Origin of the sequence: Curtobacterium sp. HSID17257 (assembly GCF_003989515.1) — a bacterium.
In the GTDB taxonomy this organism is placed as follows: Bacteria; Actinomycetota; Actinomycetes; order Actinomycetales; family Microbacteriaceae; genus Curtobacterium.
This window is the reverse complement of the sequence record NZ_RBLU01000043.1, coordinates 1-25,644: the sequence shown is the minus strand read 5'-3', so window position 1 is coordinate 25,644 and position 25,644 is coordinate 1. Positions and strand designations below refer to the sequence as shown.

Genomic DNA, 25,644 nt, shown 5'->3' with positions numbered 1-25,644 from the left:
AAGCGCCGCCGTCGTCGTCGCCGTCGCAGCGGCGGCAGCGGCTCTGCCGAGGCGACCGCCTCGGCTCCGCAGGGGTCGTCGGACGGCGAGTAGCGCCTCCAGACCGAAGGGCCCGTCGCTGACGCGACGGGCCCTTCGTCGTCCTCACGCACGCGCCGGCCTGCCGCGCCCGGGTCTCGGGCCCAGCGACGTTGCTCGCGCCCCGGAACGCGAGGAATGTCGCTCGGACCGAGGCTCGGCCCCGGTCGGACCGAGCGGGACCGGGCCTCAGGCCAGGCGGGAGCCCGCGCCGTGGACCGGGGCGCTGCCGGTGGCCTGGTCGACGATGGTGTCGAAGGAGCGCCGCGCAGTGCGGTGCTCGCCGAAGCGGTTCGGCTTGCCGGTGCCGTGGTAGTCGCTCGAGCCGGTGACGAACAGGTCGTAGCGGCCCGCCCAGTCGAGCAGCGTGCGCTTGCCGTGGGCGAGGTTCTCGCGGTGGTCGACCTCGAGTCCGCCGAGGCCGGCGTCGACCAGCTCGCGGAGCATCGGCTCGTCGATCACGATCCCGCGCGAGGACGCAGCCGGGTGCGCGATCACGGGGACGCCGCCGGCGCCGCGGATGAGTTCGACCCCGCGGAGGGGCGTCGGTGCCTCGTGCGGCTCGTAGTAGCCGGACGCGGGGTGCAGGATCCCGCGGAAGGCTGCGCTGCGGTCGGGCTCGAGCCCGCGGGCGACCAGGGCGTCGGCGATGTGCGGACGGCCGATCGTGGCGCCGTCGCGCGCCTGGGCGAGGACGTCCTCCCACGTGATCGGGTGGTCGCGGCCGATGCGCTCGACCATGCGCCGTGCCCGCGAGTACCGGCCGTCGCGGATCCGGCTGGTCTCCGCGACCAGGGCGTCGTCGGTCGGGTCGACCAGGTAGCCGAGCACGTGCACGCTGCGGTGGCCGACGCGCGTGCTCAGTTCGAGTCCGGGCAGGAGCGACATCGGGCGGTCGCGGACGGCGGCGATCGCTTCGTCCCACCCCGCGGTGGTGTCGTGGTCCGTCAGGGCGACGCCGTCGAGGCCGGCAGCGGCGGCTGCGGCGACGAGGTCTGCCGGCCGCTCGGTGCCGTCGGACACGCTCGAGTGGGCGTGCAGGTCGATGAACGGATCGGGCACGTCGACCATGCTACCGACAGGTGAACAGCCGCTCAGGCCGGAGGGTCAGCTCGGTGCGATGATGGGTGACATGGCCGACACCACTCCCCGCGCGACGAGCAACCGTTCCACCACCCCCGGGTCCTCGACCTTCAAGGACCACATCGCGTCGCAGTGGGCGGACCGTGCGCGGCCGATCCCCGAGCCCCGCGAGCAGTCGGCCTTCGCTGCCGAGCGCCGCGCCCGGATCTCGGAGCTGCACCCCGGGCGCACGATCGTGGTGCCCGCCGGGCAGGCGAAGGTGCGCTCGAACGACTGCGACTACCCCTTCCGCCCGCACTCGACCTTCGCGCACCTGACCGGCTGGGGCACCGACACGGTCGTCGGCTCCGTGCTCGTGATGACGCCGAACGGGTCCGGGCACGACGCCACGCTGTACTTCCGTGCCACGGCCGGCCGCGACTCCGAGGAGTTCTACGCGAACCCCGAGATCGGCGAGTTCTGGGTCGGACCCCGCCCCTCGCTCGACGAGGTCGCGGCCGACCTCGGGCTCGCGACGGCCGACCTCGGTACCTTCGCCGAGGTCGCGGACGGCCTCGACGCGTCGGTCCTGCTCGTCCGCGACGCCGACACCGAGCTCACGCGTGCGATCGACACCCGCCTCGGCACCACGGTCGGTGGAGCGGACGCGGTGGACGAGACCCCCGCGACCGACGACGTGCTCTCCCGCGACCTGTCCGAGCTCCGGCTCGTGAAGGACGCCTACGAGGTGAACGAGCTCCGCAAGGCCGTCGAGGCCACCAAGTCCGGTTTCGACGACGTCATCGCCGACTTCGACGCCGTCCTGGCACACCCCCGTGGCGAGCGCATCGTCGAGGGCACCTTCAACCGCCGTGCACGAGCCGACGGCAACACGGTCGGTTACGACACCATCGCCGCGTCCGGCCACCACGCCTGCATCCTGCACTGGACCCGGAACGACGGCGCCGTGCAGCCGGGCGACCTCATCCTGATCGACGCCGGGGTCGAGGTCGACTCGTTCTACACCGCCGACATCACCCGGACGCTCCCCGTGTCGGGCACCTTCACCGACGTGCAGCGCATGGTCTACGAGGCCGTGCTCGAGGCAGCCGACGCCGCGTTCGCGATCGTGAAGCCGGGCATCACCTTCCGCGAGGTGCACGCCACCGCGATGGAGGTCATCGCGAAGAAGACCGCCGAGTGGGGCTTCCTGCCGGGCACCGCCGAGGAGTCGCTGCAGCCGGACAACCAGTTCCACCGCCGCTACATGGTGCACGGGACGAGCCACCACCTCGGGCTCGACGTCCACGACTGCGCCAAGGCCCGTCGCGAGATGTACATCGACGGCATCGTGCAGCCCGGCATGGTGTTCACGATCGAGCCCGGCCTGTACTTCCAGCAGGACGACCTGACCGTGCCCGAGGAGTTCCGCGGCATCGGCGTCCGCATCGAGGACGACATCCTGGTGACCGAGGACGGCGCCGAGAACCTGTCCGTCGGCATCCCGCGGACCCCCTCGGAAGTGGAGGGGTGGATCGCCCGCACCGGCCGCTAGCCTGGGGACGTGACGACGACGCCCGAGGCCTCCCCCAGCACGACCACAGCCCAGCCGGACAGCCGGACGGGCGTCGACGTGCCGCGCGGACTCGTGATCGACGTCGAGCACTTCGACTCCCCCGACGCGCAGCGGCTCCGTGCCGCGCAGCGACTGGAGATCGACCGGGCCTACGGCGGGGACACCGAACCGGGCGAGAAGCCGACGGCGGACTCGATCGCCGTGTTCTTCCTCGCCCGTGACGAGGACGGCACGCCCCTCGGCTGCGGCGGCCTGCGCCTGGTGCAGGACGGCATCGCCGAGGTGAAGCGGATGTACGTGCGACCGGAGTCCCGCGGGGCCGGGGTGTCGAGCGCGATCCTCCGTCGCCTCGAGGAGGCCGCGATCGACCTGGGTTCCCCGGCGCTCGTGCTCGAGACCGGCGACGAGCAGAAGCGGGCCATCGGGTTCTACGAGCGCGAGGGCTTCCGTCGGATCGCCCAGTTCGGGCCGTACGTCGGCGCGGCGCGATCGATCTGCTACTCGAAGGTGCTCTGAACGATCCACCCCTCACACAGGAAGCCCGCGTCGACGATCGTCGACGCGGGCTTCCTGTGTGATCGGGGTTCGTCAGCCGCGCTCGCCGTCGCGACGGTCGTCGGATGCCGAGCCGGGGCGCTGGTCGGCACCGTCGGGACGCTGGTCGGCGTCATCGTGACGCTGGTCGCGACCGTCGGGACGCTGGTCGGTGCCGCCGACGCGCTCCCCGTACTGCGGGGGCTGGTCCGGCCGGGACTGCGGGACGCGGGGGTCCGACGGCGGCGCGGGCTGCTGCGCCGTCTGCGGGGTCTCGCCGTAGCGGGGACCGTCGTTCGTGCCGTAGCGGGGACCGTCGTTCGTCCCGTAGCGCGGGCCGTCGCTCGTGCTGGGCCGCGGACCGTCGGTCGAACCGTTTCGCGGGCCGTCGTTCCGCTGACTGTCGTTCGCGCCGTAGCGGGGACCGTCGTTCGTCCCGTAGCGCGGACCGTCGTTCGTCCCGTACCGCGGGCCGTTCCCGGGGTGGGACGCACCCGCCTGCGGACCGCCGGCCGACGGGCCGGACTGCTGCGGGCCTCCCGGCCGGGGCTGCTGGTGCGGTGTCGCGTGGCCGCCGTAGGGCGATCCCTGCTGCGGACCCGGACGCCACGGCTCCTGCCCCTGGAAGGGGCGCGCCTGCGAACCGGGCGCTCCCGGCTGCGGTGCGTCGTTCCAGTGGGTGGACGGCGTCGCACCGTGCTGCCCGAGGATCCGCTGCGCCTGGCCCGTGAGCTGCGGGTCGACGACGATCTGGTAGTTCGTGGCGAGCACCTGGTGCACGCTCGTGAAGTCGCGCTGCCGCTTCGTGATCGCGAAGGACACGATGCCGTAGAGCATGCCGAACGCGGCACCGATGATCGCGGCGGCGATGATCAGGCCGCCGGCGGTCGGCGAGAACAGCGTCAGCACGATGCCGAAGAAGATACCGAGCCACAGGCCGGAGAGCGCGCCCGCGATCGCCGCACGGCCGTACGTCATCTTGCCGGTGACCCGCTCGACGGTCTTCAGGTCGTTGCCGACGATCGCGATCTTCGCGACGGGGAAGTCCGCCTCGGCGAGCTTCGCGACGACACGCTGGGCGTCCGGGTAGCTGTCGTAGGTGCCGAGGACGTCCCCGCGCGGCAGCGTCGGGAAGGCCTGGGCGGTGCGTCCGGCGAACGGGCTCTGGTTGCTCACCCAGCCATCATCCACCGGGCACCTTGCGATCGCACGTACGCCTCCCGGGAACCTCCGGGGCGACGGCGACGGCGACGTCGACAGCAGCGACAGCAGCGACAGCGACGACAACTGCGGGTCGACCCCGTGTGTCGTCTCAGCGTCCGCGGGGTCCGCTCGTCCCCGGCCCGAGCGGCAGCGACTACGCTGGACGGGTGAGCGCCACGAAGGTCTTCGTCGCCCGCCTCGCCGGGTGCTCCGTCTTCGACCCCGCGGGCGACCGCGTCGGTCGCGTCCGGGACGTCCTGGTCGTGTACCGCCGCGTCGACGCCCCGCACGTCGTCGGGCTCATCGTCGAGGTGCCGGGCAAGCGCCGCATCTTCCTGAGCATCGGCCGCGTCACGTCGATCGGCGCCGGTCAGGTCATCACCACCGGCATCGTCAACATGCGCCGCTTCGAGCAGCGCGGTGGCGAGGTCCGCGTCATCGCGGAGATGCTCGGTCGCAAGGTCCTCATCAAGAAGGAGCGCATCCGCGCAACCATCGAGGACGTCGCGATCGAGGACCGCGGACAGGGCGACTGGGAGGTGTCGCAGCTCTTCCTCCGGAAGCCGAAGACGACCCCGTCCCCGTTCGGCAAGGGCCCGACGACGTTCGCCACCTGGAACGAGGTCACCGAGGACGAGCTCCCCGGCGAGGCCCAGTCCGCCGAGCACGTCATCGCCGCGTACTCCGACCTGCTGCCGGCCGACCTGGCCTCGACGCTGCTCGACCTGCCCGAGGAGCGCCGGTTCGAGGTCGCCGAGGAGCTCCCCGACGACCGGCTCGCCGACGTGCTCGAGGAGATGCCCGACCAGGAGCGCATCGAGATCCTCACCCGCCTCGAGGACGCCCGCGCCGCCGACGTGCTCGACCAGATGCAGCCCGACGACGCCGCCGACGTGCTCGCGCAGTTCCCCGACGACCGGAGCGAGGCCCTGCTGCAGCTCATGGAGCCGGAGGAGGCGCAGGACGTCCGCATGCTCCTGGAGTACGAGCCGGACACCGCCGGTGGTCTCATGACGACGGAGCCCGTCATCGTCTCGGCGGACGCGACCGTGGCCGAGGGCCTGGCGCTCATCCGCCGGCACGAGCTCGCTCCGGCACTCGGCGCGAGCGTCTGCGTGGTACTGCCGCCCTACGAGCCGCCGACCGGTCGGTTCCTCGGGCTCGTGCACTTCCAGCGCATGCTCCGCTACCCGCCGAACGAACGCCTCGGCACGCTCATCGACCAGCAGACCGAACCGGTCCGCGTGGACGCCAGTGCCGCCGAGGTCACCCGCGTGATGGCGACCTACAACCTCGTGTCCGTCCCCGTGGTCGACGACGCCCACCGTCTGGTCGGGGTGGTGACGATCGATGATGTCCTCGACCACGTCCTGCCGGACGACTGGCGAAGTCGGGGCGAGGGGGATGCCCCCTCGCGACTCCGCCAACGCCAGCGCAAGACGCCCGTGACGACGGGAAGGAGGACCACCCGTGGCCCGAACGGATGACGCCCGACAGGAGCGACTCGACTCCCCCAAGGGCATGCGCACGCGCGTGCTCCCGACCCGACGCCGTGGTCGCGGCGACACCTTCGGTCGCGCAACCGAGGGCATCGCACGTGCGATGGGCACGCCCTGGTTCCTGGTCGGCCTGACGCTCTTCTGTGCGCTGTGGATGGGCTACAACACCCTCGCACCGAAGCCGTGGCAGTTCGACTCGGCTGCGATCGGCTTCACCGCGCTCACGCTGGTGCTCTCGCTGCAGGCCTCGTACGCAGCGCCGCTCATCCTGCTCGCGCAGAACCGGCAGGACGACCGCGACCGCGTGCAGTTCGAGCAGGACCGCCAGCGTGCCGAGCGGAACCTCGCGGACACCGAGTACCTGGCGCGCGAGGTCGTCGCCCTGCGCCTGGCGATGCGGGACATGGCGTCGAAGGACTTCATCCGCGCCGAGATCCGCTCACTGCTCGAGGAGCTCGACCGCCGCGACCAGGAAGAGGCCGCACTGCGCGCCGACGCCGTCGACGACAGCGAGGGAGCGACGAGCGCGCGTGGCTGACGACTCCCCCGCGGCGACCGACGAACAGCTCGGCGCCGCGGTCCTCGCTGCGCTCGGTCGCGTGATCGACCCCGAGATCCGCCGCCCCGTCACGGAGCTCGACATGATCCGCGGGGTGGACGTGCAGCCGGGAGGCTCGGTGCGCGTCGACCTGCAGCTCACCATCGTCGGGTGCCCGGCCGCCGACACCATCGAGCGCGACGTGCGGTCGGCCGCCGGTTCCGTGGACGGCGTGCAGCACGTCGACGTCGACGTCTCCGTGATGAGCCCGGCGACCCGCACCGCGCTCACCGAGCGACTCCGCGCCGGTCGACCGCGCGGCGTGCAGTTCACCCCGGACTCGCTCACCCGGGTCATCGCCGTGACGAGCGGCAAGGGCGGGGTCGGCAAGTCGACGGTCACGGTGAACCTGGCGGTCGCCCTTGCAGCGGCCGGGCAGCGGGTCGGGATCGTCGACGTGGACGTGCACGGCTTCAGCGTCCCCGGTCTGATGGGACTGACCGACGAACACGGTGTGGCACCCCGCCCGACCCGCGTCGACAGCATGATCCTGCCGCCGGTCGCCCACGAAGTGAAGGTCGTCTCGATCGGCATGTTCGTCGACGACGTCTCCACGGCGGTGTCCTGGCGTGGTCCGATGCTGCACCGCACGGTCGCGCAGTTCCTGACCGACGTGTGGTTCGGCGACCTCGACGTGCTCCTGCTCGACCTGCCGCCCGGTACCGGCGACGTGGCCATCTCGGTCGGGCAGCTGCTCCCCCACGCCGAGGTGCTCGTCGTCACGACGCCCCAGGCCGCGGCGGCCGACGTCGCCGAGCGCAGCGGGGTCGTGGCGCGGCAGACCGGCCAGCGGGTCATCGGCGTCGTGGAGAACATGGCGGGGCTCGTGCAGCCCGACGGCAGCGTCCTGCACCTGTTCGGCGAGGGCGGCGGCGACGAGACCGCCGCACGGCTCTCCCGCGGGCAGGACGTCCCCGTGCCGGTGCTCGGACGCGTGCCGCTCTCGGTGCCGCTCCGGGAGGGCGGGGACACCGGGGTGCCCGTCGTGCTCGGCGCACCGGAGGACCCCGCTGCGGTCGCCCTGCGGGCCGTGGCCGGGTCGATCACCATGATGGGGCGGGGCCTGGCCGGACGGAAGCTCGGGCTCACCCTGTCCTGACCGATCACCTCGCGGGTCGACGCGCCCGCTAGCGTGACTGCATGGACAGCACCGACCACGTCACCGTCGACTGGGACGCCGCCCGCGACACGAACCGGGCGAACTGGGACGACCGGGTCCCCATCCACGAGGGCGCGTACGACGTCGCCGCGCTCGACGACCCGGCGCACCGCTCGGACGTCGTCCGCGACGACCTCCCCGCACTGACGCCGTGGCTGCCCGGCGGGACGCTCGCGGGGCTCGACGTCTGCCACCTGCAGTGCCACATCGGCACCGACACGGTCTCCCTCGCCCGTGAGGGTGCCCGGCTCACCGGGGTCGACTTCTCCGCGCCGGCGCTCGCGTCCGCAGCGGCCCTGGCCGACCGGCTCGGCCTCGACGTCACCTGGGTGGAGACCGACGTGCTCGACGCCCGCGCCGCCGTCACCGGGGACTTCGACGTCGTCTACACGAGCATCGGCACGATCTGCTGGTTGGACGACCTCGACCGCTGGGCCGCACAGGTCGCGGGGCTCCTCCGACCGGGCGGGGTGTTCTTCATCCGCGACGGCCACCCGGCGCTGTACGCCCTGGACGAGGACGCCGCGGAGCTCGTGACGCGGCACCGGTACTTCCCCGACGGCACGGCGCAGCAGTGGGAGGGCACGGGCACCTACGTCGGCGAGGGCACCGTCGCGAACACCCGCACCTACGAGTGGCCGCACCCACTGTCCGAGGTCGTGAACGCCCTGCTCGGCGCCGGCCTGCGCCTGCTGCGCCTGGACGAGGGGCGGACGCTGCCGTGGCGCTTCAGCCCCCGCATGGAGGAGGACGGGCACGGCTCGTGGGTCTGGCCCGCCGCGGACCGCGACCGGATGCCCACGACGTTCACGATCGTCGCGACACGCGACTGATGACGGACGGGAGGCCCGGTGCCAGCTGGCACCGGGCCTCCCGTCCGTCGTGTCGTGGCGGAAGCCGCGTCAGGTCGCCTCGGTGTCGAAGGGGGCCGGCTCGCCCTCGGCGAGCGGCACCACCGGTGCCGTCGCCCGCACCTTCGACGCGGACACCTGCGCGGTCTCCACCGCCGCCATGCTGCCGGCGGTCGCACCCCCGGAGTCGAGCAGGGCGTCGCGGATGATGCGACGGGGGTCGTACTGCCGGGGGTCGAGCTTCTGCCAGTCGACGTCGTCGAACTCGGGGCCCATCTCCTCGCGCATGCGGTCCTTCGCGGTGTCGGCGAAGCGGCGGACCGCCTTGACGAACTCGGCGAGCTTCTGCGCGTACATCGGCAGGCGCTGCGGTCCGAGCAGCAGCACCGCGATGATCCCGATGATCAGGATCTTGTTGAAGTCGATGGACACGGCAACGAGCGTAACCCGTCCCACTGCGCCGCACCCGTAGAGTTGACCTCCGAACGGAGTGTGCGTGTCAGAGAAAGAGTCGAACTGGAAGTTCGCCGAGGACATCGTCTCGGAACCCGAGGTGATCGCCCGAGCGCGAGAGCACTCCCTGGAACTCGGGGTCGAGGCGATCTCCCCCGCGATCGGCGCCCAGATCGCCGTCGTCGCAGCGGCCTCACGCGCGACGAGCATGATCGAGATCGGTACCGGACTCGGGGTGTCGGGGCTGTACCTGCTGCGCGGTGCGCCGGACGCCACCCTCACGACGATCGACGTCGAGGTCGACCACCAGCAGTACGCCCGTGACGCCTACGTCGCCGCCGGCACCGCTCCGTCGCGCGTCCGGCTGATCCCGGGACGGGCGAACCAGGTCCTGCCGCGGATGAACGAGGCGTCGTACGACGTCGTGCTCGTCGACGCCGACCCGGAGCACGTCATCGAGTACGTGGAGCACGGACTCCGGCTCGCGCGCGTCGGGGGCACGGTGCTCGTGCCGCACGCGCTCTGGCGGGGTCGGGTCGCGGACCCGGTGCGCCGGGACCGCGCGACCACGGACTTCCGACTGCTGCTCACCGAGGTGTCGACGTCGGGTGCGGTCCGGAGCGCGCTCTCCCCCGCCGGGGACGGGCTGCTGCAGATGACGAAGGTCTCCGCCTGACCTGACCCGCGCGGCCGCATCGACCGACCGCGGGACGCACAGGAGGCCCGGAGCGTACGCGCTCCGGGCCTCCTGTCGTGGTGCGTCGACGGACTAGGCGGAGACGACCTCTGCCAGTGCGTCGTGGAGTTCCTTGGCCTCGGCGTCGTTGACCGAGACCACCAGGCGGCCTCCACCTTCGAGCGGAACCCGCACGATGATGAGTCGACCCTCCTTGACAGCCTCCATCGGCCCGTCACCGGTCCTCGGCTTCATCGCTGCCATCAGATGTCCCCTTTCGTGCAGAAGATGCTCGCCCATTATCCCGTACCGAGGGGGCAACTGCGAAACCGCCCAGGTTGGGGGTGTCGGAATGCGACGTTCTCGCGGCTCGGAGTGGTCACCTTGGCGTGTGCCGAACATCCGCTCCATGCTGCGTCCACAGGCTGATCCAGTCGCCGAGGCGGTGCCGACGGGCATGCGCATCGCCGGTGCGTTCTCGTGGCGCTTCCTCGTGACGGTGGCCGCCCTGGCCGTCGTCGTGGCCCTGGTGGTGCTGCTGCAGGACATCGTGGTGCCGTTCCTGGTCGGGCTGCTCGTCTGTGCGCTGCTCGCCCCGTTCTCGGCGTTCCTGCAACGGCACCGGTGGCCGAAGTGGCTCGCAGTGCTCACGGCCTGCATCTCGGTCGTGGTGGTGCTCGGGATCCTGGCGCTCGTCGTCACCGCGCAGATCCGCTACGACCTGCCGACCCTCGAGCGTCGACTCACGAGCAACGTGCAGACCTTCCAGACCCTCCTCGCGACCGAGCCGTTCGGCATCACCTCGGCGCAGGTCACGAAGTACCTGGCGGAGGCGACGAAGTTCCTGCAGACCCACGTCGCGTCGATCCTGTCCGGGGCAGCGGAGGCCGGCAGCGGCCTGGTGCACGCCCTCGAGGGGCTCTTCATCGTGGTCTTCACGACGATCTTCGTGCTGATCGACGGTCACCGGATCTGGTCGTGGGTGGTCCGGATCTTCCCGCGTCGCTCCCGCGGCCGCATCGACGCGGCCGGTCAGGCGGGGTGGAAGACCCTCACCAGCTTCATCCGCGTCCAGCTCGTCGTCGCGGTGACCGACGCGCTCGGCATCGTCATCGGAGCACTCGCCCTCGGGCTGCCGCTCGCCGTGCCGATCGGCGTGATCGTGTTCTTCGGCGCGTTCGTCCCGGTGGTCGGGGCGATCGTCGCCGGCATCGTCGCCGTGCTCATCGCGCTGGTCTTCAACGGGCTCGTGCCGGCGCTGGTCATGCTCGGCGTCGTCGTGGTCGTGCAGCAGCTCGAGAGCCACGTGCTGCACCCGTTCCTCACCGGCTCGGCCGTCCGCGTGCACCCGCTCGGCGTCGTGCTCGGCGTCACCGCGGGCACGACGATCGCCGGCGTCGTCGGTGCGTTCTTCGCGGTGCCGTTCATCGCGACCGTGAACGCGATGGTGCACGCCGCAGCCGAGTGGCGTCCCGGCGAGGACCCGTCGGACACGGCCGCCGCGGAGGACTCAGACGACCGCGAGGTCGACCGCGGCGAGAGCGATCCCGGCGGGGACGGTCACGGCGCCGCCGATCCCGGCGGGATCGATCACGGCGGGGTCGATCACGGCGGGGTCCAGTCGTAGCCGTCGACCCACCAGCACGTGTACAGCCAGACGAACTGCAGGCCGATGCACACGGCGACCAGCAGCACCCGGTACACCCGCGACCTCGGCAGGGCGACGATGCCCAGCAGCGGCGCGATCGGCAGCAGGATGCGCCAGGTGCTCGACTGCGGGAAGAACACCGCCAGCAGGTAGACGACGTACGCGACGCCCCACAGGCGGAGCTCCAGGTCGATGCGCCGCGCGGCGGGGTGGAACACGAAGACCGCGAACCCGACCACCGCCACGGCGAGCAGGACCCCGCCCGCCGGCTGCCCGAACCACCACCCGGCGCCCTGGATCCACGGCGCGAACGGGACGAGCTCCTTCCACCCGATGTACGACGACCGCCAGGCGAGCTCCGTGTCCGTGTAGGCCTTCGGCACCCCCGTCACCGCCCATGCGATCGCGGGCCACGCGAGCCCGACGAGCCCGGAGACCGCGGCGACGGTCAGCGGTGGTACGGCCGTGCGCAGGGTCGGCCGCGCCGCCTCGCGCACCCACGACGGTCGGATCGTCCAGGCGGCCAGGAACAGCGCCACGAGGAACGCGAACGCCAGTCCGGTCGGTCGGGTCATGCCGAGCAGCAGCACGACGGGCAGCATCGTCCACCAGCGCCGATCGACCATCAGCAGCAGGGCGACCAGCAACAGGAAGAGCCCCATCGCCTCGGCGTAGGCGACCTGGAACACGGCGGACACCGGCGCGACGCAGAACAGCACCGTGGCGAAGGTCGCCCGGCCGTCGTCGAGGAAGCGACCCATCAGCCGCCGGAACACCAGCGCGGCACCCCACCCCGCGACCAGCGACACCACGACGGCGACGGCCTCGAACGAGGCACCCGTGAGCACCATCAGGCCGCGCACGAGGAACGGGTAGGCGGGCATGAACGCCCACGCGTTCTCCGTCACGTGGCCCGCGGCGTCCACCGGCAGGGTGGAGGGGTACCCGTTCGACGCGATCACGCGGTACCAGGCGCCGTCCCAGATGGCGGCGAAGGACAGGTACGACGGACGTGCGGCGGTGAACGAGTTCGCGGTCTGCACACCGGCGAAGGCCAGGAGCATCGCCCCCGTCACGAGCCGTGCGACCACGTAGACGACGGTCACCCGCAGCCACCACGGCACGAGTCGGTAGCGCGCCCGCAAGCGCTCGGAGGTCGAGTGCCCCGCGACGGTGCGCGCGGGGCCGGTGGTCACGCCGTCAGCCACCGACGCAGGCCGTCCTCGACCGCGGTGATCTGCTCGACGGGCACCTGCTCGTCGTCGTGGTGCGCGAAGACCGGCTCACCCGGACCGTAGTTGACCGCGGGGACGCCGAGCGCCGAGAAGCGGGCGACGTCGGTCCAGCCGTACTTCGGACGCGGAGCGGGGCCGCCGACCGCGGCCACGAACTGCTGCGCGAGCGGGGCGTCGAGCCCGGGCCGAGCACCGGCGGCGAGGTCGACGATCTGCACGTCGTACCCGTCGAACAGCTCGCGGATGTGCGCGACCGCCTCGTCGGCACTGCGCGACGGCGCGAAGCGGTAGTTCACGTGCACCATCGCCTCGTCCGGGATGACGTTGCCCGCGATGCCACCGGTGATGCCGACGGCGTTCAGGCCCTCGCGGTACTCGAGACCGTCGACCGTGACGGTCCGCGGCTCGTAGGCGGCGAGCGTCGCCAGGATCGGTGCCGTCTTGTGGATCGCGTTGTCGCCGATCCAGCTGCGCGCACTGTGGGAGCGCTTGCCGAAGGTCCGGACCTCGGCTCGGAGGTTGCCGTTGCACCCGCCCTCGATCTGCGCGCCCGACGGCTCACCGAGGATCGCGAAGTCGCCGGCGAGCAGCTCGGGACGGGTCCGCGCGAGCCGCCCGAGGCCGTTGAGGGAGTCGCTGACCTCCTCGTGGTCGTAGAACACCCACGTGACGTCGACGTTCGGCTCGGCGAGGTCGTGCGCGAGCTTGAGCTGCACCGCACAGCCGGCCTTCATGTCGACCGTCCCGCGGCCCCAGAGGATCTCGGTGCCGTCGTCCGTGGTGCGGAACTCGGTCGGCAGGTTGCCGTTGAGCGGCACAGTGTCGATGTGCCCGGCGATCACGACCCGGCGATCGCGGCCGAGCTGCGTCCGCGCGACGATCGCGTCGCCGTCGCGGACCACCTCGAGGTGGGGCAGCGCCGACAGCGCTGCCTCGATCGCGTCGGCGAGGGGTCCTTCGTTCCCGGACACCGACTCGATGTCGCAGATGGCACGCGTGATGTCGATGGACGAGGCGGTGAGGTCGAGCTGCTCCGGCATGCGGTCAGCGTACCGGCCGTGTCCCTCAGCGATCGGTGAGGCGACCACCTGGGGACGGAGGCCGTCCGTCCACAGCACCCGCGCCTCCAGACCGGGCGGACCGGGGACGCGACCGTTCTCCACAGACCGTCTCCCTGGACGGGTCGTCGCCCGGCGCGCTCGCTACCCTGGTGGCGTGACCGACGCGACCGCTGCCACCGACCGACCCACGCACGCCTGGGGCCACGGCCTCGCGACGATCGCCGCCGACGGCACCACCCTCGACACGTGGTACCCGGAGACGCACCTCGGCGCGCGACCGGCCGACGCGGTACTCCCGCCCGAGCTCGAGGCGCACGTCGGCGACGACCCGCGGCGCGAGGTCCGGATCGAAGCGGTGACGACCGAGATCGTCATCGACGACGCACCGGCCAGCACGCCCGACGCCTACCTGCGGCTGCACCTGCTCAGCCACCTGCACGTGCGACCGAACGAGGTCTCGCTCGACGGCGTCTTCGGCCACCTGCCGATCGTCGCGTGGACCAACGCCGGCCCCGTCCACCCCGATGCCCTGACGCGCTTGCGTCCCGCGCTGCAGCGCGCGGGCATCGCCGTGCACGCGGTCGACAAGTTCCCCCGCCTGCTCGACTACGTGGTGCCGGACCGCGTGCGCATCGGCGACGCGAACCGCGTGCGGCTCGGCGCGCACCTCGCACCCGGTACGACGGTCATGCACGAGGGCTTCGTGAACTTCAACGCCGGCACGCTCGGTGACGCCATGATCGAGGGCCGGGTGTCCCAGGGCGTGGTCGTGGGCAACGGCACCGACATCGGCGGTGGCGCGTCCATCATGGGCACGCTGTCCGGCGGCGGGACGCACCGGGTGTCGCTCGGGGAACGGGCGCTCCTCGGGGCGAACGCCGGCCTCGGCATCTCGCTCGGTGACGACTCCGTGGTCGAGGCCGGGCTCTACGTGACGGCGGGCACGAAGGTCGTCCTGGTCGGCGCGGCGCCGAGCCCCGACGGCACGCCCCGCACCGTGAAGGCGGCGGAGCTGTCGGGGGTGCCGAACGTGCTGTTCCGGCGCAACTCGCTCTCCGGCGCGGTCGAGGCCCTGCAGCGCCAGGGGCAGGGCATCCAGCTCAACACGGCGCTGCACGCGTAGCGCGCCGCGCCGCCGCGCCTCCGCGCCACCGCGGCACCGCGCCTCCGCGAGAGGGGCGCACCACGACGAGACACCGCCGAATCCGGCGGTGTCTCGTCGCGTCCGCGCCGTCTCGGCACGGCGACGGCGGCTCGTGTCGGCGTCGGCAAGCCCTGCGTCGGCCTCGATGCTGCGCGAGTGGGCGGGGCGGACAGGGCGAAACCGGGCATACCTGGCCGAATCGGGCGTACCTGGTCCGCTGGAACGACCAGGTACGCCCGGTTCCGCCTGCCATGTCGAGCGTGATGGGAAGGAACGGGCGGAGCGTCGGACGGGAGGCGCGGCACCAGCCCGCACCACGCCTCCCGTCCGACGCCGCTCGCGATCGCTCTCGGCTCACCGAGCGGGCAGGACACGCCGCGCGCACGTTGCCCAGCGGGCACGAACCGTCGGCACGCGGCGCCGAGCGTGACAGAAAAGGCCCGCTCGCGGAACGCGAGCGGGCCTCCCGGCAGCAGGGAGCCCGGTGTCAGCGCGCGGGCAGGTCCCGCTCCGGGTGCCCCACGTAGAGCTGCTGCGGACGGCCGATCTTGTTCAGCGGGTCGTTGTTCAGCTCACGCCACTGCGCGATCCACCCCGGCAGACGCCCGATGGCGAACAGCACCGTGAACATCCGCGGCGGGAAGCCCATCGCTCGGTAGATGATGCCCGTGTAGAAGTCGACGTTCGGGTAGAGCTTGCGGCTGACGAAGTACTCGTCCTCGAGTGCGATCTGCTCGAGCTCCATCGCGATGTCGAGCAGGTCGTCCTGCACCCCGAGCGACTGCAGGACCTCGTGCGCGGACTCCTTGACGAGCTTCGCGCGCGGGTCGTAGTTCTTGTAGACGCGGTGCCCGAAGCCCATGAGCTTCACCCCGCGCTCCTTGTTCTTCACCCGCTCCACGAAGCGCGACACCGGCTCGCCCGAGTCCTTGATCTGCTGGAGCATCTCGAGCACGGCCTCGTTCGCACCACCGTGCAGCGGCCCGTAGAGCGCGTTGATGCCGGCGGAGATCGACGCGAACATGTTCGCCTTCGTCGAGCCCACCAGGCGGACGGTCGACGTCGAGGCGTTCTGTTCGTGGTCCTCGTGCAGGATGAGGAGCCGCTCGAGCGCCTTCGACAGCACCGGGTTCGGCTCGTAGGGCTCGGCCATGGTGCCGAAGTTCAGGCGCAGGAAGTTGTCGACGAACGACAGCTTGTTGTCCGGGTAGAGGAACGCCTGGCCGATGGCCTTCTTGTGCGCGTAGGCGGCGATGACCGGGAGCTTGGCGAGGAGCCGGACGGTCTGCAGCTCGACCTTCTCCGGATCGTCGACGTCCATGTCGTCCTCGTAGTACGTGGACAGGGCGCTCACGGCACTCGACAGCACCGACATCGGGTGGGCCGAGTGCGGCAGTGCGTCGAACAGGCGACGGAGGTCCTCGTGCAGCAGCGTGTGCCGACGGATGCGGGCGTCGAAGCCCTCGAGCTCCTCGGCGGTGGGGAGCTCGCCGTAGATGAGCAGCCAGGCGACCTCGAGGTACGTGCACCCCGACGCGACCTGGTCGATGGGGTACCCGCGGTAGCGCAGGATGCCCTGGTCGCCGTCGATGTAGGTGATGGCGCTCTTCGTCGCGCCGGTGTTGACGAAGCCGTAGTCGAGCGTGTTCAGCCCGGTCTGCTTCTTCAGCGAGGAGATGTCGATGGCGGATGCGCCGTCGACGCTCGGCAGGATCGGGAACTCCGCCGTGCCACCCGGGAAGGTCAGCGTCGCGGTCTCCGTCGACTCCGCGGCGGCGGGGCTCACGGGGACGGGCGTGGTGGGCGGTGTGGCCGTCTTCTGAGCGTCGTTGGCAGTGTCAGTCACGACGACAGCCTAACTGCGCCGACTGTCGGTCGTGCACCACCGGAAGGCGGAGATCTGGTGGATTCCACGGATTGTGCAGGGAGCGCACGGTGGTCTGGTCCCGAGCCGCGGCCGGGAGGCGCGACCCACCTCGGTCAGGAGGCCGCGAGTCTCCTCGTGCTCGCCAGGCGCTGCGCCGCGGCCGCGATCCGGTCGTCGGTCGCGGTGAGCGCCACCCGCACGTGCTCCGCACCCGCGGGCCCGTAGAAGGTCCCGGGAGCGACGAGGATGCCCCGCTCCGCCAGCCAGCCCACGGTGTCGAGTGCCGGCTCGCCCCGGGTGGCCCAGAGGTAGAGGCCGGCCTGGCTGTGGTCGATCCGGAAGCCCGCGCCTTCGAGTGCCCGTCGGAGCATGTTCCGGCGGGCGCGGTAGCGGGCCTTCTGCTGCTGCACGTGCGTGTCGTCGGCGAGGGCGACGATCATCGCGTCCTGCACGGGCAGCGGCGGCATCATGCCGGTGTGCTTCCGCACCGCGAGCACCTCCGCCAGGATCGCTGCGTCCCCGGCGACGAAGGCGGCGCGGTAGCCAGCCAGGTTCGACTGCTTCGACAGCGAGTACACGCTGAGCACACCGTCGACACGGTCCCCCACGACACGGGGGTCGAGGATCGACGGGGTCGGCGCCGCGTCGTACGGCGGCTCCCACCCGAGTTCGGCGTAGCACTCGTCGCCGACGACGACCGCGCCGAGCTCCCGTGCCCGTGCGACCGCGGCGCGCAGCTGTTCGACGGAGAGCACGCGGCCGTCCGGGTTGCCCGGCGAGTTCAACCACACGAGCTTCGTGGTCTCCGGCCAGGCGGCGGGGTCGTCCGAGGCCAGCGCCTCGGCGCGCACGAGTGCGGCGCCGAGCTCGTACGTCGGGTACGCGGCCTCCGGGAACACGACGGTGTCGCCGGGTCCGATGCCGAGCCAGAGCGCGAGCCCGGCGATGAACTCCTTCGAGCCGATCGTCGGGAGCACCTGCTCCGGGGTGAGCGTGACGCGCTGCCGTCGGCCGTACCAGTCGGCGATCGCCTCTCGCAGCGCGGGCGTGCCGGCGACCTGCGGGTAGGCGTGCGCATCGGTCGCACGGGCCAGGGCCCGGCGGACGACCTCGGGGGTCGGGTCGACGGGCGAGCCGACGCTCAGGTCGACGAGGCCGCCCTCGTACGCCGCTGCGCGCTGCTTGAACGGGACGAGCTGGTCCCAGGGGAAGTCGGGGAGGTCGAGCGCCACGGATCGGTCCGGGGTCAGCCGCGCGGCGGCTCGGCCATGACGACCGGGTGGTCCTTGTGGATCACACCGACCTTCGCGGCACCGCCGGGCGAGCCGACCTCCTCGAAGAACTCGACGTTGGCCTTGTAGTAGTCGGCCCACTCGTCCGGGAGGTCGTCCTCGTAGTAGATCGCCTCGACCGGGCAGACCGGCTCGCACGCACCGCAGTCGACGCACTCGTCGGGGTGGATGTACAGCGACCGGTCACCCTCGTAGATGCAGTCGACCGGGCATTCGTCGATGCAGGCGCGGTCCTTGACGTCGACACAGGGCTGGGCGATCACGTAGGTCACGGTGCGGGTGCTCCCTTCGGACTGAGCATGTCGAGTCTACTCGCGGCGCCCGGGAGCCTCGGACCGCGCAGGGTCCGAGGGCGGCGCGGCAGCCGACCCCGGTGAAGCGGGACCGCCCCCGGTCGACGCCGCGGCGGCGCGGGCACGGAGTCCGGACAGGTCGGGCCACGCGAGGGTGAACGCCGCGATCGCCGCCGGTGCGAAGGTCCAGACGTACCCGGCGAGGTTCGCGAGCACGAGCGGTGAGGACTGACCGCCGACGCTCACCAGGACCTGCGTCGCGACGATGATCGCGATGCCGGCCGCTGCGACCATCACCCGCGAGCGGTACAGGAGCCGCAGGCCGACCACCAGCCCGAGCACGATGAGCGTGGTCAGGACCATCCCGACCGGGAGACCCGCGATGCGCTGCTGGTGCGTGACGGTCCCGAGCGCACCGACGAGGAGGCCGGCGACCGCGGCGACGACGACCGCCGTCACCTTGCCCTGGCGGGTGAGCTCGGCGAAGGTCTCGGGTGCGCGGGGCACCGGGTCAGCGTCGTGGCGGAACGCCTCGACCGCGGGGGCCTCCTGCCGGACCCCGTGCGGCATCACCCAGGTCAGGCGCTGCGGGTCGGTCGGGTCCACGGGGTCGACGGTAACCTGCGACCGGTACTGCTCGACGGCGGCACGGACCTTCGCCCGGACGAGGACGACGTCGACGGTCAGGTCGGCCTCGGCGGAGTCGGCGGGGACGATCATCGAGAACGGGACCTCCTCCGCACGGGCGGCGTACCGGGCGGCGTGGTGCACCCGAACGTGGTCCGGGTGCCCGTACCCGCCGTCGTCGGCGTAGCTGACCACCGCGTCGGCCCCCGTGGAGCGGATCGCCGCGCGCACGTCGTCGACGACCTCGCCGAGGTCGGCCGCGGTGAGCGAGTCGACCGGGGCGTCGTCGGCGGCCGTGGCGCGACCGTCCGGTCCCCACTGCATGCCGGAGTCGCTGTACCGCCGCTCGGGCAGGTCGGTGGGACGCGCTCCCCTGCCGCCGAGCCACAGGTGCGCCGGACCCCCGAGGGCGGCCAGTGCGGCGGCGATCTCGGTCTCGCGGTGCGCGGCGACTCGGGGTCCGTCGCCGAAGAGCGGTGCGAGGGCCTCGGTGAGCATCTCGCCGCGTTCGCCCCGGGTCGCGGTGAGGACGGTCACCTCGGCACCGAGCTCCAGCAGGGTGGCGATGGTGCCGCCCGACGACAGGGTCTCGTCGTCGGGGTGGGCGTGCACGAACAGGACGCGCTCGGGACGCGGTGCGGGAGCCTTGGACATCGCGTCCCAGGGTACTTCGCTAGCGGGGCGTGACGATGTACGTCGCGGTCACGCCGTCCTTGGACTCGGACACCGTCAGCACCACGCGGTGCGTGTCACTGCGGAACAACCCGAACGCGCTCGACGCGTCGGCGCGCTTCGCGGACTCGGTGTACCCGGCGGCCGCGAGCTGCTCGGTGGCCGCCTGGAAGTCGTCGACCGCGGCCACGCGGACCTGCACCACCCACCCGGAGCCGTTCGGTCCAGCCCCACCACCGAGCACGGTGCCGTCGACGAGCGGGACGTCCGCGGTCGGGAACCCGTCCGGCACCTTGCCGTCGCTCGTGACCCCGGTGCCCGACAGCGCCGCGTCGAGCGCACCGTCGATGCCGCCCGCCACCGACGCCATGCCGTCCTGGATCGCCTTGCCGTCGATCCCCTGCACCGTCTCGCTGACGTTCGAGGCGACCGACGACCCGAGGTCGGTGGCCTGCCGCACCGCGTCGGCGGAGCAGCCGGTCAGGCCCGCCAGGGCGATGCCCGCGGTGACGGCGGCGATGAGGGTCCGGGTCGTGCGCATGCGGACACCCTAGGTGGACTGCCGGGAGGCGCGGCGTGCGTTCCCTGGGAAACCTCCCGCCCGCCTCCTTCCCGCGGAACGCAACGATGGCGACTGCTCGCAGCGTCGTGCCGCTGCGTACTGCCGCCGAGGTTGCGTTTCGCGGAGGGGGGTCAGGCGAGGTAGGTGCGAGCGGCGGCCGTCAGGGCGTCGACACCGACCGGGATCGCCGTCTCGGCCTGCGGCGCGTAGAACGGCGAGTGGTTGCTCGGGATCTCCTCGCCGCGACGGAACAGCTCCTGGTCGGTGATGCCGGTGAACCAGTACACGAGGGGCACCCCCGCCGCGGTGGCGAGCTGCCCGACGTCTTCCGACGCCATCGCGAGCCCGATCTCGAGGTCGCGGGCGTCCGGCACGACACCACGGAGCGCCTCGAGCACCCGCTTCGCCGCATCCGCGTCGTTCACGGTGACCTCGGCGCCGGGGGCGCGTTCGATCGTCGGGGCGGACAGCCCCCCGGCGTCGCTCTCGGCCCGCACGATGCGCTCGATCGAGGCGATGATGCGCTCGCGGGTCTCCTCGTTGCGGGCACGCGTCGAGATCTCGATCACGGCCTGGTCCGGGATGATGTTCGGTCGGGTCCCCGCGTGGAAGTTGCCGACGGTGACGACGCCGGCGTCGGAGGGCGAGACCTCGCGCGAGACCACGGTCTGCAGTCGCACGACGGCGCTCGCGGCGGTGACGATCGGGTCGAGCGAGGCCTGCGGCGCCGACCCGTGCGCACCGCGGCCGTTGAACGTGACCGTCAGGCGGTCGCTGGACGCCATCACGGGACCGCTGCCGACCGCCACGACGCCGACCGGTGCCGGCGCCGAGTGCTGCCCGAGGACCACGTCCGGCTTCGGGAAGCGCTCGACCAGGCCGTCCTCGATCATCGCGCGGGCACCCGAGATGACCTCTTCGGCCGGCTGGAACACGGCGACGACCGTGCCGTGCCAGGCGTCGCGGGTGTCGACGAGGCGCTCGAGGGTGCCGAGCAGCCACGTGACGTGGATGTCGTGCCCGCAGGCGTGCATGGTCGGCACCTCGACGCCCTCGTCGTCGCGGCCGGTGTGCGCGCTCGCGTAGGGCAGGCCGGTGCGCTCCTGCACGGGCAGGCCGTCCATGTCGGCGCGGAGCCACACGACCGGGCCGTCGCCGTTCGACAGGACGCCCACGACACCCGTGCCGCCGACGCCCGACGTGACCTCGATCCCCCCGATCTCGGCGAGCCGGTCGGCGATGACACCGGCGGTGCGGTGCTCCTGGAAGCCGAGCTCCGGGTGGGCGTGCAGGTCCTGGTACAGGGAGAGGAGGTCGAGGGTCACCCGTCCACCGTAACCCCGGAGCCGGCGAGCGCAGACGCCGACGGCCCGGCCACCTCGTGCGGTGACCGGGCCGTCGGACGGACGCAGTGCCTCCAGGCCGTCGCAGGGCGACGTGCCGTCGCAGTGCTGTTACGCGTCCTGGCGCTTCAGGCGGGCGTACGCACGCTGGCGTGCCTGCGCGTCGAGCTCGACCTTGCGGATGCGGACGTGGTCGGGGGTGACCTCGACGCACTCGTCCTCGCGCGCGAACTCCAGGCACTCCTCGAGGGAGAGCTGGCGCGACGGCGTCATCGACTCGAAGGAGTCGGCGTTCGCCGAACGCATGTTCGTGAGCTTCTTCTCCTTCGTGATGTTGACGTCCATGTCGTCGGCGCGCGAGTTCTCGCCGATGACCATGCCCTCGTAGACCTCCTCCGTCGGGTTGACGAAGAACGTCATGCGCTCCTGCAGGTTCGTGATGGCGAACGGCGTGACGACACCGGCGCGGTCGGAGACGATCGAGCCGTTGATGCGGGTCTGGATCGGGCCGGCCCACTCGTCGTAGCCGTGCGAGATCGCGTTCGCGATGCCGGTGCCGCGGGTCTCCGTGAGGAACGACGTGCGGAAGCCGATCAGGCCGCGCGACGGCACGATGAACTCCATGCGGATCCAGCCGGTGCCGTGGTTCGTCATGTTCTCCATGCGACCCTTGCGCGCGGCCATGAGCTGCGTGATCGCGCCGAGGTGCTCCTCCGGCGTGTCGATCGTCATGTGCTCGTAGGGCTCGAGGAGCTTGCCGTTCTCGTCACGCTTGGTGACGACCTGCGGCTTGCCGACCGTGAGCTCGAAGCCCTCGCGACGCATCTGCTCGACCAGGATGGCGAGCGCCAGCTCACCACGGCCCTGGACCTCCCAGGTGTCCGGGCGGCCGATGTCCTGCACCTTGAGCGAGACGTTGCCGATGAGCTCGCGGTCCAGGCGGTCCTTGACCATGCGGGCCGTGAGCTTGTGGCCCTTCACCTTGCCGACGAGCGGCGAGGTGTTGGTGCCGATCGTCATCGAGATCGCCGGGTCGTCGACCGTGATGGTCGGCAGCGGACGGACGTCCTCGGGGTCGGACAGCGTCTCGCCGATGGTGATCGTGTCGAAGCCGGCGACGGCGACGATGTCACCGGGGCCCGCGGACTCGGCCGGGAAGCGGTCGAGCGCCTTCGTGATGAGCAGCTCGGTGATGCGGGCGTTCGCGACGGTGCCGTCGTGCTTGACCCACGCGACCGTCTGCCCCTTCTTCATCGTGCCGTGGAAGATGCGGAGCAGCGCGAGGCGGCCGAGGAACGGCGAGGCGTCGAGGTTCGTGACGTGCGCCTGCAGCGGGTGCTCGTCGTCGTACGTCGGGGCCGGGACGTGCTGCAGGATCGCCTCGAACAGCGGCTCGAGGTCCTCGTTGTCGGGCAGCGAGCCGTCCTCGGGCTTGTTGCGCGACGCGGCACCGGCACGACCGGACGCGTAGACGACGGGCACGTCGAGGATCGCGTCGAGGTCGAGGTCGTCGACCTCGTCCGACAGGTCGGAGGCCAGGCCGAGCAGCAGGTCCTGCGACTCGGAGACGACCTCGTCGATGCGGGAGTCCGGGCGGTCCGTCTTGTTGACGAGCAGGATCACCGGGAGCTTCGCGGCGAGCGCCTTGCGGAGCACGAAGCGGGTCTGGGGCAGCGGGCCCTCGGACGCGTCGACGAGCAGCACGACACCGTCGACCATGGAGAGGCCGCGCTCGACCTCACCACCGAAGTCGGCGTGGCCGGGGGTGTCGATCACGTTGATCGTGATGCGACCGCCCGGGTTGAACTCCTCGGCGTGCTTCCCGTTGTAGAGCACCGAGGTGTTCTTCGCGAGGATGGTGATGCCCTTCTCGCGCTCGAGGTCGTTCGAGTCCATCATCCGGTCTTCGCCCTCGAAGTGGGCGTCGAACGAGTTGGTCTGCGTGAGCATCGCGTCGACGAGGGTGGTCTTGCCGTGGTCGACGTGTGCCACGATGGCGACGTTGCGCAGGTCGGACCGGGTGGCGAGCGCCATACAGGACATCCTTCAAGTGTTCGGAGAAGATCGGGCGGCCGGTCGTCTTGGACACATGGCACCCGCGGGCAGAACGCCCGACACGCCAGTCTACCGGTAGTTCGCAACCCTGAGGAGTACAGCGCATGACGCGACGGCGGACGTGGATCGAGATCACGATCGTCCTCATGCTCTCGCTGGGCGGCAGCGCGCTGTACTCGGTGCTGCAGATCATCGACGACCTGTCCCAGACGACTCCCCTCGGCGAGCAGTCCACGGCGCTGAACACGTCGACCACGACCGTGCAGTACGTCGACCTCGCGCGGCAGCTCGTCGGCATCGCGGTCGACCTCGCTCCGGTGGCGCTGGTCTGCTCCCTGCTCTGGAGTGCCCGCCGCCCGCACCTGCACCGCCTCGGGATCGACCGGTTCCGCGTCCGGCCGGACCTCGGCGGCGCGGCGCTCATCGCGCTCGGCATCGGCATCCCCGGGCTCGCGCTGTACTTCACGGGGCGGGCGCTCGGCTTCACCGTGGACGTCGACCCCGCGGCGCTGAACACCTACTGGTGGACCGTCCCCGTCCTGCTGCTCTCGGCGGTCCGGTCCGGGCTGCAGGAGGAGGTCATCGTCATCGGGTACCTGTACGAGCGACTCGGCGGCATCGGCTGGGGGCGGTGGCAGGTCATCCTGTCGACCGCGGTGCTGCGCGGGAGCTACCACCTCTACCAGGGGTTCGGCGCGTTCGTGGGGAACGCGGTGATGGGCGTCGTGTTCGGCTGGATCTACACGAAGTGGGGACGGCTCCTGCCCCTCGTCATCACGCACTGCCTGCTCGACGCCGTCGTCTTCGTGGGCTACCCCTTCGTGGCGCAGGCGTTCCCGCAGCTGTTCCGGTAGCGGTTCCGTCGCCGAGGCGACCGGGCGACGGACGGGAGGCGCGGTGCCAGCCGGCACCGCGCCTCCCGTCCGTCGTCTGGTCACGCGACCAGCTGGGGCACCTTCTCCGGGTAGTGGCAGGCAGCACGGTGGTCGCGCTCCGCGCCGCGGCGCGCGGCCTTCTCCGGCGCCTCGTCGCGGCAGCGCTGCTGCTCGGCCTCGGGCAGCATCGCGTACAGCGGGCACCGCGAGCGGAACCGGCAGCCCGTCGGACGTTCGGTCGGGCTGGGCGGGTCCCCCGGCAGCAGGATCGTCCTCCGCGACCGCTCGATGACAGGGTCCGGCACCGGCACGGCCGACATGAGCGCCGCCGTGTACGGGTGCATCGGGCGTTCGAAGACCTCGTCGACCGCGCCCTCCTCCACGGTGCGGCCGAGGTACATCACGCTGACCCGGTCCGCGACGTGCCGGATGACCGACAGGTCGTGCGACACGAACAGGTAGGACAGCCCGAGACGCGCCTTGAGGTCGGCGAGCAGGTTGAGCACCCCGGCCTGGATCGACACGTCGAGCGCGGACACCGGCTCGTCGAGCACGATGAGCTCCGGCTCGGTGGCGAGCGCCCGGGCGATCGAGATGCGCTGCCGCTGACCGCCCGAGAACTCGTGCGGGTAGCGGTCGGCCTCGGCGGCCCGGAGCCCCACGAGCCCGAGGAGCTCCGGTACCCGCTCGGCGATGCGGTCGGACGAGGCACCGATCGCGCGGAGCGGCTCGGCGACGACGTCGTAGACCGACATGCGCGGGTCGAGGCTCGCCGCGGGGTCCTGGAACACCATCGAGATGCGCTGCCGCAGCTGCTTCGACGCCGTGACCGGCTGTCCGAAGAGCTCGACCGTACCGTGCTCGGGGCGCTCGAGGTCCATCAGCTGGTGCAGCGTCGTCGACTTGCCGGAGCCGGACTCTCCCACGAGGCCCAGGGTCTCACCCTTCCGGATGTCGAGGTCGACACCGTCGACGGCGAAGACCTGCCCGACCTTCCGCTTGAAGAGCGCACCGCGCAGGAGCGGGAAGGTCTTCGTCAGGCCCTCGACCCGGACGACGGCGTCCCGTCCGGCGCGGTCGGTCGGCGCGGTCACCGCGGTCGCGGCCGCGGGGATCTCCGGCAGGCGGAAGATCGCGCCGGCGTCGGCGTGTGCCGCGGCGACCTCCTCGTAGCGGTGGCAGGCGACGGCATGCGGAACCGCGGTGTCGACCGGTTCCTCGCCCGCCACGCCGGCGGCGACGTCGACGGTGGCGAGCGGCGGTTCGGACCCGCGGCACACG

24 protein-coding genes are annotated in these 25,644 nt (G+C 71.8%); 10 read left to right on the top strand and 14 right to left on the bottom strand.

Going from position 1 to position 25,644, the window contains the following annotated elements:
* Window positions 1-267: 267 nt before the first annotated feature.
* Window positions 268-1,149, bottom strand: a complete 882-nt coding sequence (locus tag D8M35_RS08880) for a PHP domain-containing protein (RefSeq protein WP_126891528.1) — start codon at window positions 1,147-1,149, stop codon at window positions 268-270.
* Between the two features lie 61 nt (window positions 1,150-1,210).
* Between D8M35_RS08880 and D8M35_RS08875 the strand changes: the two genes are divergently transcribed.
* Both D8M35_RS08875 and D8M35_RS08870 read left to right on the top strand, forming a co-directional pair.
* Window positions 1,211-2,695: an aminopeptidase P family protein gene (locus tag D8M35_RS08875; RefSeq protein WP_126891527.1), complete on the top strand. Its 1,485-nt coding sequence runs from the start codon at window positions 1,211-1,213 to the stop codon at window positions 2,693-2,695.
* Window positions 2,696-2,704: 9 nt separating this feature from the next.
* Window positions 2,705-3,232, top strand: coding sequence for a GNAT family N-acetyltransferase (locus tag D8M35_RS08870; RefSeq protein ID WP_308222913.1), 528 nt, complete (start codon window positions 2,705-2,707; stop codon window positions 3,230-3,232).
* Between the two features lie 72 nt (window positions 3,233-3,304).
* Here the strand turns inward: D8M35_RS08870 and D8M35_RS08865 are convergent, their stop codons facing one another.
* Window positions 3,305-4,426: a general stress protein gene (locus D8M35_RS08865; RefSeq protein ID WP_126891526.1), complete on the bottom strand. Its 1,122-nt coding sequence runs from the start codon at window positions 4,424-4,426 to the stop codon at window positions 3,305-3,307.
* A 194-nt stretch (window positions 4,427-4,620) separates the two neighbouring features.
* Between D8M35_RS08865 and D8M35_RS08860 the strand changes: the two genes are divergently transcribed.
* From D8M35_RS08860 to D8M35_RS08845, 4 genes are read left to right on the top strand one after another with little or no spacing between them, the layout of a single operon-like run.
* Window positions 4,621-5,940 (top strand): CBS domain-containing protein, encoded by a 1,320-nt coding sequence (locus D8M35_RS08860; RefSeq protein ID WP_126891525.1) that lies wholly within the window; start codon window positions 4,621-4,623, stop codon window positions 5,938-5,940.
* A complete protein-coding gene (locus tag D8M35_RS08855) occupies window positions 5,924-6,490 on the top strand; it encodes a DUF1003 domain-containing protein (RefSeq protein ID WP_174234724.1) in 567 nt (188 codons plus the stop codon). Before D8M35_RS08860 ends, D8M35_RS08855 begins: the two co-directional genes overlap by 17 nt.
* The gene (locus tag D8M35_RS08850; protein ID WP_126891524.1) at window positions 6,483-7,649 is read left to right on the top strand and encodes a P-loop NTPase; all 1,167 of its coding nucleotides are present in this window, start codon (window positions 6,483-6,485) and stop codon (window positions 7,647-7,649) included. Before D8M35_RS08855 ends, D8M35_RS08850 begins: the two co-directional genes overlap by 8 nt.
* A 41-nt stretch (window positions 7,650-7,690) precedes the next feature.
* Window positions 7,691-8,542, top strand: coding sequence for a bifunctional 2-polyprenyl-6-hydroxyphenol methylase/3-demethylubiquinol 3-O-methyltransferase UbiG (locus D8M35_RS08845; RefSeq protein WP_126891523.1), 852 nt, complete (start codon window positions 7,691-7,693; stop codon window positions 8,540-8,542).
* Between the two features lie 69 nt (window positions 8,543-8,611).
* Here D8M35_RS08845 and D8M35_RS08840 read toward each other — a convergent pair whose 3' ends face one another.
* Entirely contained in the window at window positions 8,612-8,992 is a 381-nt protein-coding gene (locus D8M35_RS08840) for a twin-arginine translocase TatA/TatE family subunit (protein WP_238638167.1), read from the bottom strand.
* Window positions 8,993-9,056: 64 nt separating this feature from the next.
* Here D8M35_RS08840 and D8M35_RS08835 point away from each other — a divergent pair, with 64 nt between their 5' ends.
* The gene (locus D8M35_RS08835) at window positions 9,057-9,689 is read left to right on the top strand and encodes an O-methyltransferase (protein WP_126891521.1); all 633 of its coding nucleotides are present in this window, start codon (window positions 9,057-9,059) and stop codon (window positions 9,687-9,689) included.
* Window positions 9,690-9,782: 93 nt separating this feature from the next.
* Here D8M35_RS08835 and D8M35_RS08830 read toward each other — a convergent pair whose 3' ends face one another.
* On the bottom strand, window positions 9,783-9,953 hold the full coding sequence (locus D8M35_RS08830) for a DUF3117 domain-containing protein (RefSeq protein ID WP_017887054.1): 171 nt from the start codon (window positions 9,951-9,953) through the stop codon (window positions 9,783-9,785).
* Between the two features lie 145 nt (window positions 9,954-10,098).
* Between D8M35_RS08830 and D8M35_RS08825 the strand changes: the two genes are divergently transcribed.
* Window positions 10,099-11,316, top strand: a complete 1,218-nt coding sequence (locus tag D8M35_RS08825; RefSeq protein WP_126891520.1) for an AI-2E family transporter — start codon at window positions 10,099-10,101, stop codon at window positions 11,314-11,316.
* Here the strand turns inward: D8M35_RS08825 and D8M35_RS08820 are convergent.
* Both D8M35_RS08820 and dapE read right to left on the bottom strand, forming a co-directional pair.
* Window positions 11,295-12,533, bottom strand: coding sequence for a hypothetical protein (locus D8M35_RS08820; protein WP_238638166.1), 1,239 nt, complete (start codon window positions 12,531-12,533; stop codon window positions 11,295-11,297). The two genes, D8M35_RS08825 and D8M35_RS08820, sit on opposite strands and share 22 nt — an antisense overlap.
* The gene (gene dapE, locus D8M35_RS08815; RefSeq protein WP_126891518.1) at window positions 12,530-13,612 is read right to left on the bottom strand and encodes a succinyl-diaminopimelate desuccinylase; all 1,083 of its coding nucleotides are present in this window, start codon (window positions 13,610-13,612) and stop codon (window positions 12,530-12,532) included. The genes D8M35_RS08820 and dapE overlap by 4 nt, the downstream gene beginning before the upstream one ends.
* 175 nt (window positions 13,613-13,787) lie before the next feature.
* Here dapE and dapD point away from each other — a divergent pair, with 175 nt between their 5' ends.
* Window positions 13,788-14,756 (top strand): 2,3,4,5-tetrahydropyridine-2,6-dicarboxylate N-succinyltransferase, encoded by a 969-nt coding sequence (dapD, locus tag D8M35_RS08810; RefSeq protein ID WP_126891517.1) that lies wholly within the window; start codon window positions 13,788-13,790, stop codon window positions 14,754-14,756.
* Window positions 14,757-15,264: 508 nt separating this feature from the next.
* Here dapD and D8M35_RS08805 read toward each other — a convergent pair.
* The 7 genes from D8M35_RS08805 to typA form a co-directional block, all read right to left on the bottom strand.
* Window positions 15,265-16,563: a citrate synthase gene (locus D8M35_RS08805; protein ID WP_111226486.1), complete on the bottom strand. Its 1,299-nt coding sequence runs from the start codon at window positions 16,561-16,563 to the stop codon at window positions 15,265-15,267.
* A gap of 194 nt (window positions 16,564-16,757) precedes the next feature.
* A complete protein-coding gene (gene dapC, locus D8M35_RS08800; RefSeq protein ID WP_126891516.1) occupies window positions 16,758-17,876 on the bottom strand; it encodes a succinyldiaminopimelate transaminase in 1,119 nt (372 codons plus the stop codon).
* Between the two features lie 14 nt (window positions 17,877-17,890).
* Window positions 17,891-18,208, bottom strand: a complete 318-nt coding sequence (gene fdxA / locus D8M35_RS08795) for a ferredoxin (RefSeq protein ID WP_058728223.1) — start codon at window positions 18,206-18,208, stop codon at window positions 17,891-17,893.
* A 36-nt stretch (window positions 18,209-18,244) separates the two neighbouring features.
* Window positions 18,245-19,510: a PIG-L family deacetylase gene (locus D8M35_RS08790; RefSeq protein ID WP_126891515.1), complete on the bottom strand. Its 1,266-nt coding sequence runs from the start codon at window positions 19,508-19,510 to the stop codon at window positions 18,245-18,247.
* A 19-nt stretch (window positions 19,511-19,529) separates the two neighbouring features.
* The gene (locus D8M35_RS08785; protein ID WP_126891514.1) at window positions 19,530-20,069 is read right to left on the bottom strand and encodes a hypothetical protein; all 540 of its coding nucleotides are present in this window, start codon (window positions 20,067-20,069) and stop codon (window positions 19,530-19,532) included.
* Window positions 20,070-20,221: 152 nt separating this feature from the next.
* Window positions 20,222-21,415 carry an amidohydrolase gene (locus D8M35_RS08780; RefSeq protein WP_126891513.1) on the bottom strand — a complete coding sequence of 398 codons (1,194 nt, stop codon included), beginning with the start codon at window positions 21,413-21,415 and terminating at the stop codon, window positions 20,222-20,224.
* A gap of 129 nt (window positions 21,416-21,544) precedes the next feature.
* Complete coding sequence (gene typA / locus D8M35_RS08775; RefSeq protein ID WP_126891512.1) at window positions 21,545-23,467, bottom strand: translational GTPase TypA; 1,923 nt, start codon at window positions 23,465-23,467, stop codon at window positions 21,545-21,547.
* 125 nt (window positions 23,468-23,592) lie between these two features.
* Here typA and D8M35_RS08770 point away from each other — a divergent pair, with 125 nt between their 5' ends.
* Window positions 23,593-24,342 carry a CPBP family intramembrane glutamic endopeptidase gene (locus D8M35_RS08770; RefSeq protein ID WP_126891511.1) on the top strand — a complete coding sequence of 250 codons (750 nt, stop codon included), beginning with the start codon at window positions 23,593-23,595 and terminating at the stop codon, window positions 24,340-24,342.
* Window positions 24,343-24,422: 80 nt separating this feature from the next.
* On the opposite strand, the gene D8M35_RS08765 is transcribed toward D8M35_RS08770, so the two are convergent.
* Window positions 24,423-25,644 (bottom strand): ABC transporter ATP-binding protein (locus D8M35_RS08765; RefSeq protein WP_148113345.1); only part of this gene is annotated, 1,222 nt, incomplete at its 5' end.

Excerpts from the sequence above, each read along its gene's own strand:
- D8M35_RS08880 (WP_126891528.1), bottom strand. The coding sequence starts at position 1,149 with ATGGTCGACGTGCCCGATCCGTTCATCGACCTGCACGCCCACTCGAGC.
- D8M35_RS08875 (WP_126891527.1), top strand. The coding sequence starts at position 1,211 with ATGGCCGACACCACTCCCCGCGCGACGAGCAACCGTTCCACCACCCCC.
- D8M35_RS08845 (WP_126891523.1), top strand. The coding sequence starts at position 7,691 with ATGGACAGCACCGACCACGTCACCGTCGACTGGGACGCCGCCCGCGAC.
- D8M35_RS08830 (WP_017887054.1), bottom strand. The coding sequence starts at position 9,953 with ATGGCAGCGATGAAGCCGAGGACCGGTGACGGGCCGATGGAGGCTGTC.
- D8M35_RS08825 (WP_126891520.1), top strand. The coding sequence starts at position 10,099 with ATGCTGCGTCCACAGGCTGATCCAGTCGCCGAGGCGGTGCCGACGGGC.
- dapE (WP_126891518.1), bottom strand. The coding sequence starts at position 13,612 with ATGCCGGAGCAGCTCGACCTCACCGCCTCGTCCATCGACATCACGCGT.
- D8M35_RS08790 (WP_126891515.1), bottom strand. The coding sequence starts at position 19,510 with ATGTCCAAGGCTCCCGCACCGCGTCCCGAGCGCGTCCTGTTCGTGCAC.
- D8M35_RS08785 (WP_126891514.1), bottom strand. The coding sequence starts at position 20,069 with ATGCGCACGACCCGGACCCTCATCGCCGCCGTCACCGCGGGCATCGCC.
- typA (WP_126891512.1), bottom strand. The coding sequence starts at position 23,467 with ATGGCGCTCGCCACCCGGTCCGACCTGCGCAACGTCGCCATCGTGGCA.
- D8M35_RS08770 (WP_126891511.1), top strand. The coding sequence starts at position 23,593 with ATGACGCGACGGCGGACGTGGATCGAGATCACGATCGTCCTCATGCTC.